Annotated in this window: 12 protein-coding genes and 1 riboswitch; of the genes, 10 read left to right on the forward strand and 2 right to left on the reverse strand. The window is 29.1% G+C overall.

Annotated features, from left to right (window positions below):
- Window positions 1–4: 4 nt before the first annotated feature.
- A complete protein-coding gene (locus BD821_RS00515; protein ID WP_104408846.1) occupies window positions 5–289 on the reverse strand; it encodes a DUF1294 domain-containing protein in 285 nt (94 codons plus the stop codon).
- A 198-nt stretch (window positions 290–487) separates the two neighbouring features.
- Window positions 488–665: riboswitch (cobalamin riboswitch) on the forward strand.
- Between the two features lie 185 nt (window positions 666–850).
- Between BD821_RS00515 and BD821_RS00520 the strand changes: the two genes are divergently transcribed.
- The 6 genes from BD821_RS00520 (at window position 851) to BD821_RS00545 (ending at window position 9,598) form a co-directional block, all read left to right on the forward strand.
- Window positions 851–3,160, forward strand: a complete 2,310-nt coding sequence (locus BD821_RS00520; RefSeq protein WP_104408847.1) for an anaerobic ribonucleoside triphosphate reductase — start codon at window positions 851–853, stop codon at window positions 3,158–3,160.
- A gap of 32 nt (window positions 3,161–3,192) precedes the next feature.
- Window positions 3,193–3,702: an anaerobic ribonucleoside-triphosphate reductase activating protein gene (nrdG, locus tag BD821_RS00525; RefSeq protein WP_104408848.1), complete on the forward strand. Its 510-nt coding sequence runs from the start codon at window positions 3,193–3,195 to the stop codon at window positions 3,700–3,702.
- Window positions 3,703–3,991: 289 nt separating this feature from the next.
- Window positions 3,992–5,383 carry an MATE family efflux transporter gene (locus tag BD821_RS00530; RefSeq protein WP_104408849.1) on the forward strand — a complete coding sequence of 464 codons (1,392 nt, stop codon included), beginning with the start codon at window positions 3,992–3,994 and terminating at the stop codon, window positions 5,381–5,383.
- Window positions 5,384–5,629: 246 nt separating this feature from the next.
- A complete protein-coding gene (locus BD821_RS00535; RefSeq protein ID WP_029453526.1) occupies window positions 5,630–5,881 on the forward strand; it encodes a GlsB/YeaQ/YmgE family stress response membrane protein in 252 nt (83 codons plus the stop codon).
- Window positions 5,882–6,291: 410 nt separating this feature from the next.
- A complete protein-coding gene (locus BD821_RS00540) occupies window positions 6,292–8,019 on the forward strand; it encodes a phosphoenolpyruvate carboxykinase (ATP) (protein ID WP_104408850.1) in 1,728 nt (575 codons plus the stop codon).
- A gap of 217 nt (window positions 8,020–8,236) precedes the next feature.
- Window positions 8,237–9,598, forward strand: a complete 1,362-nt coding sequence (locus tag BD821_RS00545; RefSeq protein WP_029453524.1) for an MATE family efflux transporter — start codon at window positions 8,237–8,239, stop codon at window positions 9,596–9,598.
- Between the two features lie 115 nt (window positions 9,599–9,713).
- Here BD821_RS00545 and BD821_RS00550 read toward each other — a convergent pair whose 3' ends face one another.
- Window positions 9,714–11,453 carry a MutS-related protein gene (locus BD821_RS00550; protein WP_104408851.1) on the reverse strand — a complete coding sequence of 580 codons (1,740 nt, stop codon included), beginning with the start codon at window positions 11,451–11,453 and terminating at the stop codon, window positions 9,714–9,716.
- A gap of 214 nt (window positions 11,454–11,667) precedes the next feature.
- Here BD821_RS00550 and BD821_RS00555 point away from each other — a divergent pair, with 214 nt between their 5' ends.
- The 4 genes from BD821_RS00555 to BD821_RS00570 all read left to right on the forward strand — a co-directional run bounded on the left by BD821_RS00555 (window position 11,668) and on the right by BD821_RS00570 (window position 15,718).
- The gene (locus BD821_RS00555) at window positions 11,668–11,931 is read left to right on the forward strand and encodes a hypothetical protein (RefSeq protein WP_029453522.1); all 264 of its coding nucleotides are present in this window, start codon (window positions 11,668–11,670) and stop codon (window positions 11,929–11,931) included.
- A gap of 136 nt (window positions 11,932–12,067) precedes the next feature.
- Window positions 12,068–13,168: a GerAB/ArcD/ProY family transporter gene (locus tag BD821_RS00560; RefSeq protein ID WP_104408852.1), complete on the forward strand. Its 1,101-nt coding sequence runs from the start codon at window positions 12,068–12,070 to the stop codon at window positions 13,166–13,168.
- Complete coding sequence (locus BD821_RS00565) at window positions 13,146–14,288, forward strand: Ger(x)C family spore germination protein (protein ID WP_104408853.1); 1,143 nt, start codon at window positions 13,146–13,148, stop codon at window positions 14,286–14,288. Before BD821_RS00560 ends, BD821_RS00565 begins: the two co-directional genes overlap by 23 nt.
- Before the next feature lie 5 nt (window positions 14,289–14,293).
- Window positions 14,294–15,718 (forward strand): spore germination protein, encoded by a 1,425-nt coding sequence (locus BD821_RS00570; RefSeq protein WP_104408854.1) that lies wholly within the window; start codon window positions 14,294–14,296, stop codon window positions 15,716–15,718.
- Window positions 15,719–15,796: the final 78 nt, after the last annotated feature.

The raw sequence follows: 15,796 nt of genomic DNA on the forward strand, positions 1-15,796 counted from the left end.
AGATTTAAAGTAAGCGGTTATAGAAGAATATAATTATTATTTGAATAAGTATAATAAAAGGTATACCATATTTGAACTTAGAATGCTTGGTTTTATGTCTGAATTTTTTCATGCCTAAATAAGAACCAATACTGCCTCCCAAAATAGCTATAATAATTAAGGTACTTTCTCTTATTCTCCACTGAGATTTTTTAGATCTTGATTTATCTATGTGCATAGATAAAAATCCTAAGATATTTAAAAGTATAAAATAAAGTAAAATAAATTTGTAAATAATAATCAGCCCCATATCATAAATTTTTAGTATATCTAATTAATTATATCATTAGTTGAAAGAATATAAAAAGTAAAGTGGAAACCTTGATAATGGCCTGCAGACCCTTAATTTAAATGTTAATAATACTGTGATAAAGTTAATTTAATAATTAAATCAATAAAAAATATCTTCGTTGACACAATATATAGTGTGTGATAAGATTTTATTAACTAGATATTGAATTATATAGGTGGCTACAAACATTGTAGCTTAAAAGGGAATTAGGTTAAAATCCTAAACGGTCTCGCCGCTGTACTGGAGAGAGATTTGCCATTACCACTGATTTATCGGGAAGGGGCAGATGTTGATGAGCCAAAGTCAGAAGACCTGCCTATATTGTAATCACTGTTTACTCTACGAAGTATAGAGGGGTGAGGTAGTTAAAATCTAAATTTTAGCTATTATCCTTCTGCCTACATTTGCAGAAGGATTTTTTAATTTAATTCTATTGATTTAAACTAGAAAATGTTTTATGATGGAAAAGTTATTGTTTAAAAAAGAAAGCAAAGCTTTTTATGGAAGGAAGTAATGTTTATGATTACAAAGATTAAAAAAAGAGATGGTAGAGAAGTAGCTTTTAATATGGAGAAGATTACGAATGCCATGATTAAGGCCACTAAATCTATAAATGAATATGATTATGATATAGCGTTTGATTTAGCTAAAAAAGTAGCGAATTTACTAGAAGAAGACGAAATAAATATTCCAACTGTTGAGGAGATACAAGATATAGTTGAAAAAGTTCTTATAGAAAATGAATATGCAAAAACTGCAAAAGCTTATATATTGTACAGAGCTGAAAGAACAAGGGTTAGAGAAATGAATACAAGGCTTATGAAGGTATATGAGGATTTAACATTTAAACAAGCAGAAGACAATGACATAAAACGTGAAAATGCTAACATAGATGGAAATACTGCCATGGGGACTATGCTTAAATATGGTTCAGAAGGTGCTAAGGAATTTAATGAGATGTTTGTTTTAAATCCTAAGCATTCAAGAGCTCATAAGGATGGAGATATTCACATACATGACTTAGATTTTTTAACACTTACTACTACTTGTTGTCAGATAGATATTATTAAGTTATTTAAAGATGGATTTAGCACAGGACATGGATACTTAAGAGAACCTAAGGATATTCAAAGTTATTCTGCTTTAGCCTGTATTGCTATTCAATCTAATCAAAATGACCAGCATGGAGGCCAAAGTATTCCAAATTTTGATTATGGGTTAGCTATTGGTGTAAGGAAGACTTATGTGAAATTATATAGAAAAAATATTGTAAATGCTTTAGAACTATTAACAGAAAAAGAAGATATATTAGATTTTACTGAGAATATATTCCAAGAGATTAAAGAAGATTATGATCTCATGCCTTCTCTAGAAAATGATGAAAAATATATAAAAATTGAAAAAGAATATTTATGTAAATATATAGATGATAATAGTATAGTAGAAAAGGTTCAAGAATTTGCTAAAAGAAAGGCAAATAGTGAAACAGATAGATGCACATATCAAGCAATGGAGGCTTTTATACATAATTTAAATACCATGCATAGCCGTGCAGGGGCGCAGGTTCCATTCAGTTCTGTAAACTATGGAACTGATACTTCCGCGGAAGGAAGAATGGTAGTTAAAAATCTTCTTTTAGCTACTGAAAGAGGACTTGGAAATGGTGAGACGCCAATATTCCCTATTCAAATATTTAAAGTTAAGGAAGGGGTAAATTATAATGAAGGTGATCCTAATTATGATTTATTTAAACTTTCTTTTAGAGTTAGTGCAAAAAGGCTATTTCCCAATTATTCATTTATAGATGCTCCTTTTAATCTTAAATATTACAAAGAAGGAAATCCTAATACAGAAATAGCATATATGGGATGTAGAACAAGAGTTATGAGTAATATTAATGATAAGTCAAAAGAAGTAGTTTATGGAAGGGGCAATCTTAGCTTTACAACCATAAATCTTCCAAGAATAGCTTTGAAAAGCAATAAAGATATAGAAAAGTTTTTTGAAGAGCTTGATAAAGAAATGGATATTGTTATAGACCAATTAAAAGAAAGATTTGAGATTCAATCAAAGAAAAAGGTTAAGAATTTTCCTTTTCTTATGGGACAGGGAGTCTGGATAGATTCAGATAAGTTATCCTGGGAAGATGAAGTAGGAGAAGTACTTAAGCATGGAACTTTATCTGCAGGATTTATAGGACTTGGTGAATGCCTTAAAGCATTAACAGGAAGTCATCACGGAGAGTCAAAGGATGCCCAAAAGTTAGGACTTGAAATTATTTCATACATGAGAAATGCTATGGACCTTGCAACAGAAAAATATAAGCTTAATTTTTCTATTATAGGAACTCCTGCTGAAGGTACTGCTGGCCGTTTTGTAAAACTTGATAGAGAAATATATGGATTAATTGAAGGAGTTACGGATAGGGAGTACTATACTAATAGTTTTCATGTTCCAGTTTATTATGAAATAGGAGCATTTAATAAGATAAAAATAGAAGCACCTTATCATGAACTTACAAATGGAGGACATATAACTTATGTAGAGTTAGATGGTGATCCAAGTCAGAATCTTCAAGCCTTTGAAAAGGTAATTAGAACTATGAAAGAGTGTGGTGTAGGATATGGTTCTATAAATCACCCTTTAGATAGAGATCCAGTCTGCGGATATTCAGGTATAATAGGGGAACAGTGCCCAGGATGTGGTAGAAAAGAAGAAGATGTAAAATTCCAACGTATTCGTAGAATAACAGGGTATCTTGTAGGTACTTTAGATAGATTTAATGATGCAAAAAAAGCAGAAGAAAGAGATAGAGTTAAGCATTTATAAAGAAATTAACTTATTTTATAGGGGGATTCTATATGGATACTAAATTAAGGGTTGCAGGCATAATAAAAGAATCTATTGTAGATGGACCAGGAATAAGACTTGTAGTGTTTGCTCAAGGTTGCCCACATAATTGTGAGGGCTGTCACAATCCACATACTCATTCATTTAATGGAGGAAGTTTTATAGACATAGAAGAAATATTAAATGAAATGAGAAACAATCCGCTTTTAGATGGAATAACATTAAGCGGAGGAGAGCCTTTTGAACAGGCAAATGCTTTCACTGAACTTTCAAAAAGGGCTAAAAAAGAAGGCTATAATATAATTTCATATACAGGATATACTTATGAATATATAGTAAGTCATAGTGATGAAAAAAATAAGTGGTTAGAGTTTCTAGAGAAAATAGATATACTTATAGATGGAAGATTTGAATTATCTAAAAAGAATATGTTATTAAAATATAGGGGATCGGAAAATCAGCGTATAATAGATGTTAAAAAAACTTTTCAAAAAGATATTATACAAATAGCAGATATTTAACTAATATTATGTATTTTAAATTGTCTACATATAATTAATTTTAATCAAATATATGTAGACAATTTATATTAATATTGATATAATATTTTACGAAATATACTTAAAGGTTTCAAAGATAACATGCTTTGTAAAACTAAGATAGTATTTAATTTTTTAAGATGCATATAATATTTAAGTTGTTTAAGACGTCTATAAAGAGTTCTTAAATGCAGGTGTTGAAATCCACTTTGAAAAAACTCAAAGGGGATTTTATTTTTTTGTTTAAATTTACATTATAAGGAGAGTTTTAATGAATAATAAAAGATTTAAAGAATTATTTTCTGACAGGAGGTTTTATAAGAGTACTTTTATATTAGCAATGCCTATAGTACTTCAGTATCTTATTGCATCATCTATAAATATGCTAGATACAGTGATGATTGGTAAAGTTGGCGAAATTGAGCTAGCTTCAGTAGGTATAGCAAATCAATATTACTTTTTGTTTAGTTTAATTGCTATGGGTATAAGTTCTGGGTGTTCAGTATTTATAGCTCAATTATGGGGTAAAAAAGATAAAGAGAATATAAGAAAAGTTTTAGGTATAGGATTATTTAGTGGAATTATAGTAACCTTTATATTTACAATAATAGCCTTAATATGGCCACAGGGTATAATATCTATATTTAATAAAGATAAAGATGTTATAGCACTTGGAAGTCAGTATCTTAGAATAGTTAGTATAAGTTACATATTTACAACAATTACATTTAACTTTGCAACAGCTTCTAGGAGTATAGAAAAAACAGTGGTTCCAATGCTAGCTAGTCTTGTAGGACTGATAGTAAATGGATTTTTAAATTACGTATTCATATTTGGAAAGTTTGGATTCCCGGTTATGGGTGTTAAGGGTGCGGCGTTAGCAACAGTAATAGCAAGAATAATGGAATGTTTAGTTCTTTTAATACATATTTATGTATCAAAAAGTATACTTTCAGGAAGATTAAGGGACTTTAGAGGTGCTTCTAAAAAGTTAACTTTAAATGTATATAACATTATAATACCAGTAGTATTAAATGAAGCTTGCTGGGGACTTGGAAATGTAAGCTATGCAATTATATATGGAAGAATAGGAACTCAGGCTATAGCAGCTATACAAATATGTACTACGGTTCTTAATTTATTTATGATTGTAACCTTTGGACTTGCTAATGCTTCGGTTGTGGTTGTTGGTAAGGAGATTGGAGCCGGGAATGAAGAAACAGGAAAACTTTATGCTAGAAGACTTTGTGCAATTTCAATAGGCATAGGGATGATACTTTCGGTTGTATTGTTTTTATCTACATCTTTTATACTTTCTATATTTAATGTATCAGATGTAGTAATTAGAGATGCTAAGTATATATTATATATTTACGCGTTATTTATGCCAGTTAAAGTGTATAATGCATTAGTTATAGTTGGCATATTAAGGGCTGGTGGAGATGCTAAATATGGTGTTATAGTTCAATCAATAACCTTATGGCTTATAGGAGTTCCTTTTGCATTTTTAGCTGCATTTATATTTAAATTACCTGTATATATGGTAGTTTTAGTTGCTTGCAGTGAAGAAATAGTGAAGGTAATTATACTTATAAAAAGATTTATATCTTATAAGTGGATAAATAACATGGTGGAAGAATTAGAGGTAGAAAATAGCATATAAGATAATGATGTACCTAGATAGATATTAAAACACGTTATAACCCATAGTAAACAAGTAATCAAAACAAAAAATATACTTGTTAATAAAAAATAATTCATGTATAAATTTCAAAACTAAACAAATAATAAACATACAATTAAGATAGAGATGGTAATCCATTTAGCTTTAAAAATCTTTTATATTAAAAGATAAGTAATTATTAAAAACTATCTTAGTTAGATAGTCTATTATAAGGAGGAAAATACTATGGGAATTTTAGCATGGATAATACTAGGAGCCCTTTCTGGCTGGATTGCAAGTATGATTACTGGCAAAGACTCTGAAATGGGAGCTATGGCAAATATAATTGTAGGAATTATAGGTGCCTTTTTAGGAGGCTTTCTATTTGGACTCATAGGCGGGAAAGGAATCACAGGATTTAATATTTGGAGTCTACTTGTGTCCGTTATAGGAGCGGTTATTTTATTAGCCATAATTAATGCAATAAAAAAGAAATAGTGAGTGTACAAAAAACCTCTGATTATAAATCAGAGTTTTTTTTGCTTTTTAAAATTAAATATCAAGTGATTCTTAGACTCAAGTGGAGTTTTCTTATAAGGAATACAACTTTCCAGCAAAGTCTTAGAAGACTTATAAAGGGGCGTAGCAGCCGTCATCCCCCACCTTGAAGAGGATAGGGGTGTTACGGATGGTAGCCATCAGATAAAAGTATAAGGGAGACTACAAAATATTATTCTTTCAAAGGATGTAAATCTTTACATGTTTAAAAATGAAAGAAGGATAAGAAGAAACTTTCATAAAGATGTGATATTATTAAAAAAAGCAAATGAAACTGACACATTAATAAAACCATAATTCATAATGCTAAATTTCATAATTATCAGAAAAAATAAGATAGAGGTGCTTGCATGAAAAAAGAATTTTCGCTTAGTAATGGGAAGGCAATGATTAATTTCACAGCAAAATACTGTAATACGGAGGAGTGTTTATTAGATAGTAAAGGATTTGAAATTATTCTTTCAGAGTATTTAGAGGATAGAAAGAGCAATAAAAGCAATATATATAAGTACATAAATAAATCTTTAAATCAGGATGAAATATGTTTAGAATTAATAAAGATATTTAAATTTTTAATAGTTTTAAAAGCAGATGAAATAATAAAAATTGATTTAAGGTATAAAAAGCTTTTGGAAGATAAAGATAAATTTATAGGTTTTGTAGAGGATCTATATAACTTTTGGAGAAAGCTAGAAAGATATACTATTGTTGAAAACAAAAAAACGGGTGAAGGTCTTCAAAATGTTAATTTTATAGATGCTAATAACGAATTTTCAAAACTTATCTTAGATGTATATAGAAAAGTAGAAGAAAACGTACTAGGTGTAAAGCCAAGCATATATAGACAATTACCAGCAGGTGGCAATGCAGGACTTATATTAAATCAGACTAACTTTGTATATGGTAAAGGTTACGAGTGTTTGTGTAAGATACCATTTATACAGTCTATAGTTTTAGATACTCCATTTATAACTTATCCTAAAAAGAACACTAGAGATGGTATATTTAACGAAAGTTTTGAGAATCCACTTAAAGATTGCTTTATAAATACTGATCATTGGTTTTGTTATCCTGCAAAAGTAGGAACACTACTTGCGTATATTTATTTCCATAGGGATTTTATGGCTCATGGGGTTACTTTATGTAACTTGTTTGAAATGGCAAAAGAAGAAGAATATAAAGATAAAAAGCCAGATATAATTTATGTTTTTGGAGCTAAAGATGAAGAAAAGCAGATGAAAACAGTCTTTTATGATGATGTGGAAAATGACATAATGACAGGATATATAAACTATCACCATGATATGGACTACTTTGGATACATGAAAAAGATGACTTTAACATTACACAATTTAATAATGATAAAAAGAGGTAATTTACCTGTTCATGGAGCCATGGTTAATATAGTTACAAAAGACGATAAAACCTTTAATATAGTTATTATGGGTGATAGTGGAGCTGGAAAGTCGGAAAGTCTTGAAGCTTTAAGAAGTCTTGGATCCGAATATATAAGTGATATGACCATAATTTTTGATGATATGGGTGTAGTAAAGTTAAATGGTGAAGGAAGGCCTTTAGGCTACGGCACAGAAATAGGCGCCTTTGTAAGGTTGGATGATTTAGACACGGGTTATGCATTTAAGCAACTAGATAGAAGTATATTTATGAATCCTGATAAAATAAATGCAAGATTAGTTATGCCTGTAGCTAGTTATAATGAAATCATAAAAGGAGAAGCTATAGATTTATTTCTTTATGCTAATAATTATGAAGAGGGAGAAGCCTTAGAACTTTTCAATAGTGAAGAGGAGGCTATTAGGGTATTTAAAGAAGGAACTAGAATGGCAAAGGGAACTACTACAGAAAAGGGACTTGTAACATCTTATTTTTCTAATCCTTTTGGACCAGTTCAAAAACAACAGGAGATGGATGAACTTATTCCAATATTCTTTAAAGAGTTTTTTAATAAAGGGATAAGAGTAGGTCAATTAAGAACAAAACTTGGTATGGCTGGTAATGAAAAGAAGGGGCCAAGAGAGGCATCTTTAAAATTATTGCAGGAGATTAAAAAGTTATAAAAAGTATTCAAAATACCCACATATACTTGTGGTACAAGTATATGTGGGTATTTTTATTAAGTTAGTGTGTAACTGTATGGTATCAGATTATGATAAATCAAGGCTTTAAATCTATGTTTTAAAGACAATCTATACTTATTTAATGGTATAATTTATTTATCCGCCATAAGATTGAAATGTTTAAATTTTTTTAGGTGGTTATGATGGGGGGAATTTCATGGACTCTTCGGAGAAAAGAGATCTGATACTTAATGGTAGTTTGTACAAAGTAATAATAACATTAGCTTTGCCTATTATGGTAAATAATCTTATTCAAACTCTTTATAACTTAGCAGATGGAGTTTGGGTAAGTAAGATAGGTTCAGTTGAATTTGCTGCTACAGCTTTTGTATGGCCAATAAACTTTTTATTTATATCACTTGGTATCGGTCTTTCAATTGCAGGTACATCTATAATATCTCAATTAGTAGGAGCTTCTAAATATAAAGAAGCAAATATTTATGCTACACAACTTATTGTGATATCTTTTATATCATCAGTTGTTTTTGCCATACTTGGATATTTAATAAGTCCTGGTGTTATTAGGCTTATGGGAGGATCAGGGGATCTTGGAATGTATAGCAACATATATCTAAAGATAACATTCTTAGATATGCCATTCATGTTCTTATTTTTTAGCTTTAACTCTATTATGAATGCACAGGGAAATACAGTTTTACCAACTGTGCTAAGTGGTATTAGTGCTATAATAAATATAGTTTTAGATCCTATATTCATATTCACACTTGGTATGGGGGTAGCAGGAGCTGCTATAGCCACATTAATAGCCAAGGCGTTACTTGCTTTTGCAGGAATCTTTATTCTAATGCGATCCTCAAAGATGCTAGTAAGGCCAAGTTTTAAAAACTTTAAATTTGATAAAAAGATATTAAAAAGAATTGTAAATGTGGCATTGCCATCTTCAGTTGGACAATCTGGATCAGCATTAGGTTTTATTGTGTTAAATGGCTTTATTGCTTCCTATGGAACATCAACCTTAGGTGCTTTTGCTATGGTTAATAGGATAACATCATTAATAATGCAACCAGCTATGGGGGTTGGCGCAGCTTTGACGTCTATTGTTGGGCAAAATTTAGGATCAAATCAAATAAATAGAATAAAAGAGGCTTTCACAAAGTCTTTAAAACTTACAATCTCATTTTCTGTGGTTGGATGTAGCTTACTTCTTTTCTTTAATAGCCCTATAATAAACTTTTTTATGCAGTCAAAAGATGATTTAGATGTTATATCTCAGGGTATAACTTATCTTAAATTTACATCTGTATCTATGCCTCTTATGGGCATATTTAGTGTGCTTCAAGGTGTTTTCCAAGGCACAGGACATACTAAGTACTCCATGGCTATGGAAATTGGTCGATTATGGTTTGTAAGACTTCCTATGATTTTGTTATTCAAATATTTTACAAGTGTAGGTCCTTCAGGAATTTGGTTTTCTATGGGCTTTAGTAATTTGATTGTCTGTCTTTATGGATTTTATGTGTATAGAAAAAATAATTGGCAAACACAGGTTATAAGGTAGCTCATTTAAAGGATAAGTAAATTACAGTAATCTTCTATTAAAATCAAAATTGTATATACAAAATAAAAATATTTAAGGTATACTGAAAATAAATCAGTATACCTTTTTAGCTAAATCAAGATTCTAATAAATGTCTTATTCGCTCATCAGCATTTTCAGTTATTATACTAGGGTACTTTAAATATTTTAATAATTTAATTGCATTTCTTGTAGGTGAAATGCCTTTTTTCATTTTGTAATCAAATTTAAGACCATTTTCTTCATCTACATCTTCAGAAAAATAGTAGCACTGATATTGACCACCTACGAGTTCAGCAATTTCTAAGTCGTGGGTAGCAACTACCGGTATTGCATTCTTATTTATTATGTATCTAAGTATTTCTAAAGAAGCACTTGTTCTTTCTAAAGGATTGGTACCTCTAAATATTTCATCTATTATGCAAAGCGTAGATACTTTATCATTTAAGGAATTGATTATTCTAAGTACAGCCTCTGCTTCAGCAAGGTAATAACTTTTACCCTTTGTTATATCATCTGAAGGGCTTATAGAACTTATAATATTAAAATAAGAAGTCTTGTAATCTTTAGCAAGGCAAGTACATATAGTATGTGCGAGTACACTATTTATTCCTAAAGTTTTTAGAAAAGTTGATTTACCTGCCATATTTGAGCCAGTAATAACAATACCATTATTATTAACTATAAAGTCATTAGGAATAGCATTTTCAATTAAAGGATTTCTAAGGTCTGTAGCTTCTAAAAAACAAGGTTTATCTATAAATTCAGGCTCTACATAGTCTTTTATTAAATTTCTATAAATTGAGATAGATATTATAGAATCTATCTCTCCTATAATAGAATATATTTCTTTTAGATACTCCCTTTGATCTTCAATATCGCCAATTATATTATAATAGCTTCTAACTTGAGATAAAAAGAATACATTGAAATAATCTCCTAAAATATCAATACCTTCTGTTCTGCTAATATTTCTTGAGTTTTTAAGTATCACATGACATTTTTCTATATCGGTATTAATAATATCATTATAATAGGTTAAATTTTCATTTTTTAGATTACTTATGTTTTTAGCACAGGATAATACCTTAGAAAGATAGGTAATGGATATAACCTGGCTAAGTATATTTTTATTAGCTTTATAGTGTATAGACATATTTATAGAGTAGACAATCATTATAAAAATCACAGAATATTGTTTAAGAAACCCAATAGATATTAATGATAAGCAAGATAATACAAACATAAAGTTATATAAGAACTTTTTGTGCTTGCTTACATCTGAAGCAGTATAAATAAGTTCTAATATATCTCCCTTATATTGTTTCCCAAGTTCATATAAAAAAGATTGAAGCTTGTTTCTAGTAGTGGTATCCTTTTGAAAAAGGTTTATTAAGGTTTTTCTATGTTCATATTCAAAGCTATCATATAGAGGATTTCTTAAAAGGTTGTATAATGACTGTTCGCCAGGAGTACTTAAGGTATAATCAAGCTTTGAAAAAACCTTTTGCATATCTAAATCATTAAATGTTTGGTCATCTATAATATTATTTTTCTCATGTTTTGAGTTTAATAGATTGAATAACTTGTTTATAGTATTAAAGTCTCTTTTCTTTTTGTTTATAGATTCTAGGTTATTATTTATATAATCTGAAGATTTATTTCTCTTTCTTTTTATAAAATTATTATAAATAAAGACTAAAACTATTATTAAAAATAAGGCCCCACCAAAATACCACCCCTCTATTTTATCTTTAAAAAGTAATAAGATAGAAAATATGGTTAGAGATAAAAGTGTAAGGGTGAATACTTCCGATAGATTAATTTTATTTTTCAATTTAGCACCAACTTTCCTTATAGTTTAAACGTGAAATATAACAAGATGTTAGTCCTTACCAATTATAGCATTTAGTTTGAATAGTTTAAATATATTATATTTAAATTATCATAATATGAATAAAAAAGTAGTGTGTATTAAATGATTTAAATGGAGAAAATATGATTATGTGGTATAATTCTAGTATGATTCATGTTTGAAAGGAGATATAAGTATGGAAAAATTTGAATTTTATGATAGGTTTAAAGAACTACAGGATATGAAAAATGTGGTAGCTGGAGAAAAGAGAATTGAAGATATGATTGAAAGCAAGGAAAGTTGCCTCGGACACCGCAAGGTAGGAGATAGAAATTATCATATATTTTACCTTAGCCCTTCTGAATTTGCTGTATATTATCATGGTGGTGGAACCGATGCCATGTATACTTCTGAAAGTTTAGGAGATGTATTAAATTACACAAATACTCTTGAAGAGTAGTGTAAAGAATAAAAAATGAACTGTGCAGGGATAGAAAAACTTGCATGGTTCTTTTTTTTATTTACAAAAAGGAATAATTTAATAGGTTTTTACAAATAATCTATTAAACAGTTAATTATTTCTTAGGAGGGGTTACATGGAAAAGTCACTTACGAATAGGCAGATAGCACTTATTCTTTACACCACTATAGTAGGTTATAGTATAAGTGATTTTCCAAAGATAGCTTCAAAGGCTGCTGGCACAGGAGCATGGGTTTCTATAATTATAATTACTATATTTGCTATATTACTAACTTATATTATAACCAAGATTCAACTAATAAATAGAGAAAAGAACTTTTATGAGTTTAATAATGTTTTATTTGGAAGGATACCATCATTAATAATAATTTTAGTATTCATTGTATATTTTTTAGTTTCAGGCTCTCTAATAGTTAGGTCTTATTCCGAAATCATAAAAATATCCATTCTTCGCGAAACACCTATACTTGCTATTAGCACAGTTTTCTTTATGGTAATATACTATGCTGTATTTAAAAAGATTCGAGTAATAGGCAGTTTATGTGAAATTTATGGGATGTTAAGTATGCTAGGGTTTTTATTTATAAATTTTCTTATATTAATAAAAGGTAAGGTTATAAATATAAAACCTATTTTTGATATAAGCGAGGTTTCAACGTATATAAAAGGATCTAAGGACTTAATATATCCATTTTTAGGTATGGAAATATTATTTTTTATAAATCTAAAAGGAAAGGAAAGCAAAAGCTTATTTAGACATATTTTAGGTATGATTGTGATTATAGGATGTATGTATATTTATGTAGTGGAGTCTGCCATTGCATTAGTAGGAGTAGAGGATTTAGTTAAGTATAATTCTACTACATTAAACATTATACTTGGTATAGATTTAGAAAGTTTAGAGCTTTTCAGAAGACTAGATGGATTATATATAATGGTTTGGACTCTTAATATTGTATGTGCCTGTTGTGTTTGGACTTATGGAACTATAAGTTTTATTAGTGATATATGTAAAGATAAAAAGAAATATAATTTAATTTGTGTAATTGTTATAATAGCATCTTTTTTAATTTCACAATATCCAAGGAATATAGAAGAAGCTAAAGCTATTATGAAAATCAATAATTATATTGGACTAATTCTAGTAACAATATTCCCCATTATATTATTAATAACATTGAAGGTGAAAAAGTATGAGAATAAAAAGAAAAAATAGATTATTTGTAGCGCTTCTTATAAGTTCATCATTAGTGCTTACAGGGTGCTGGGATAGTTTAGATATAAATAATAAAAGTATAATTTTGGGTGTAGGCATAGACCAGATAAATGAAAAAATCAACTTTACTGGTGAAGTGGCAAAGCTCATGGCTGGGCAAAAGGTAGGTGGAGTTTCATCGACTTTTTCTAGTGTATATAATTTTTATTCAGATGGTGAATCTTTTGAAGAAGCCAGGAATGAATATGACAGATTAACACCATTAGGAGATTTCACGGGGGCTATTAGGGTTATAGTATTTAGTAAAGCATTTGCAGAAAAAGATATAGAACCTTACATAAATAGAGTTACTAATCTATCAAGCTTTAGAAAGTCCATGATGGTTGTTATAAGTGATACATCAGCTAGACAACTATTTCAAAAAAAGATAGAAACTGATACATCTATAAGCTACGGAATAGAAGATTTAATTTCATATTTATGTAAGGAGGGTAAAGCTATTCATAAAACGGTTCAAGAAATTAGATCAGATATATCATTTAAAACCATAGGTTATGTAGTTCCCTACATAGGATATGAAAATCCATCTGTAAAGCTTTTGGGATACTCTATAATAAAGGGCTCAAAAAGTATAGGAACAGTTGATTATGATGATAGTAATGGACTATTATATCTATTATCAGAAAAGGTATCACTAGATTATACTATTGAAAGTCCAAGGAACAATGAAAATACAATATCTATAAATACCAGATTAAATGAAAGAAAAATACATACAAAATATGTAGATGGTAAAATTAATATTAATGTGGATTTAGATATAAGTTCAAAAATGTTATATGAGTATAATATAGAATTATTAGACAAAGAGGATATTAAAAAGATTGAGGATACTATGACAAAAAATATAAAAGATGACATAAACACTATTATAAAGTTATCGCAGGAAGATTATAGAACAGACTTTTTAGGCTTTGGGAGATATTTTAAAGGTCAGAATCCAAGGGAATACAAAAATATGTCATGGGAAGCTGAATATCCTAATGCTAAGATTAACGTAAATATAAAAAATTCTGTTACAATTGCAAGCTTTCTAGACCCTATGGAAGAGGAGAAGTAAATAAAATGAAAAGTAAGATATTTCTAGATAAGATTGAAGAAGACCTAAATGTTGGGTATGGCCTTTATGTAAGAAAGTTAGTAGTTAAAGATTATATTATACATGTGGCGTTTATATCTCAAATAACAGATAAAAATGATATTTCAGGTAAAATAATAAGTCCATTATTACAATATGATAAAGACGATATTACAATTGAGATTATAGCTCATTCAATTATTTATACCGATAATATTTTAATAGATGAAGATGAAAATAAAATATTAAGTTACATTTATGAAGGAAATTCCATAATTATTGTAGAAGGTGAAAATAGTTATATAGCAACCAATGTAATTAAAAAAGAAAAGAGAAATATAGAAACACCTCAATTTGAAAATTCCATAAGAGCTCCACTAGATGCTTTTAATGAAGATTTAAATACTAATTTAAATTTAATAAGAAGTAGAATGAAGGATACAGGTTTTAAGGTGGAAAAGTTTATTGTAGGGACTAGAACAAAGACCAATATAGCACTGGCTTATGTTATAGATATAGCTAATGATAATTATATTAATGAAATACGTAGCAGAATAGAAAAGATTTCTATAGATGGAATATTTGAATCTGGATATATAGAAAAGACAATTTCAAATAAAAAAAATGGTTTGTTTCCTGAAATGGGTATAACAGAAAAGGCAGATACTGTAGGTGCAAATTTGCTAGAAGGAAAGGTGTGTATATTAATTGATGGATCTAATTTGGCACTTTTAGCACCAAAAACATTTATAGAATTTTTTGATTCAGGGGAAGATCATTACTCTAATACGTATTTTTCAACCTTTGTTTATATAACGAGGATATTATCTTTTATAATAACCTTAACCTTATCACCTATGTATGTGTCTATTGTATCTTTTCATCCAGATGTACTTCCATCTCAGTATATATTAGCTTTAGCATCTACTAGAGCGGGAGTTCCGGTAAATGCAATAACGGAAGCTTTTATAATGGAAATAGTAGTAGAAATATTAAGAGAAGCTAGTATAAGGTTACCTAAAAAAATAGGCCCAGCCATAGGAATAGTTGGAACTATTGTTATAGGTCAAGCAGCCGTAATAGCAGGTCTTGTTAGCCCTCTTATGGTTATAATAGTATCATTAGGATCAATAACTTCATTTGTAGCACCAGATTATACAGTGATTAATCCCGTAAGAATATTAAAATTTTTTATGATCATTATCACAGGTATGTTCGGGCTTTATGGAGTGGCAATGGGACTTACCATAATTTTAATAAATTTGATATCTACATATAGTATAACTGTCCCATATATGGCACCACTGTCTCCAAGCAACTTTAAAGAAATTCTAACATCTTTATATACATCCTTATTTCACAAAGGTACTCGTCCAAAATTTATGAAAACTAAAGACAAAAAGCGAAGGTAATTAGTATAAATAATAAGAACTTATATGTTAAAGATTAAGTAAAAAAATAAAAACAGAATTAAAATACAACTTAGAATA

Origin of the sequence: Clostridium algidicarnis DSM 15099, from assembly GCF_002934235.1 — a bacterium.
GTDB lineage: Bacteria > Bacillota > Clostridia > Clostridiales > Clostridiaceae > Clostridium_L > Clostridium_L algidicarnis.

Bases quoted from the DNA above. Each gene is read 5' to 3' on its own strand.
- BD821_RS00515 (WP_104408846.1), bottom strand. From the start codon at position 289: ATGGGGCTGATTATTATTTACAAATTTATTTTACTTTATTTTATACTT.
- BD821_RS00560 (WP_104408852.1), top strand. From the start codon at position 12,068: ATGGAAAAGTCACTTACGAATAGGCAGATAGCACTTATTCTTTACACC.
- BD821_RS00530 (WP_104408849.1), top strand. From the start codon at position 3,992: ATGAATAATAAAAGATTTAAAGAATTATTTTCTGACAGGAGGTTTTAT.
- BD821_RS00555 (WP_029453522.1), top strand. From the start codon at position 11,668: ATGGAAAAATTTGAATTTTATGATAGGTTTAAAGAACTACAGGATATG.
- BD821_RS00535 (WP_029453526.1), top strand. From the start codon at position 5,630: ATGGGAATTTTAGCATGGATAATACTAGGAGCCCTTTCTGGCTGGATT.
- BD821_RS00570 (WP_104408854.1), top strand. From the start codon at position 14,294: ATGAAAAGTAAGATATTTCTAGATAAGATTGAAGAAGACCTAAATGTT.
- BD821_RS00540 (WP_104408850.1), top strand. From the start codon at position 6,292: ATGAAAAAAGAATTTTCGCTTAGTAATGGGAAGGCAATGATTAATTTC.
- nrdG (WP_104408848.1), top strand. From the start codon at position 3,193: ATGGATACTAAATTAAGGGTTGCAGGCATAATAAAAGAATCTATTGTA.
- BD821_RS00545 (WP_029453524.1), top strand. From the start codon at position 8,237: ATGGACTCTTCGGAGAAAAGAGATCTGATACTTAATGGTAGTTTGTAC.
- BD821_RS00565 (WP_104408853.1), top strand. From the start codon at position 13,146: ATGAGAATAAAAAGAAAAAATAGATTATTTGTAGCGCTTCTTATAAGT.
- BD821_RS00520 (WP_104408847.1), top strand. From the start codon at position 851: ATGATTACAAAGATTAAAAAAAGAGATGGTAGAGAAGTAGCTTTTAAT.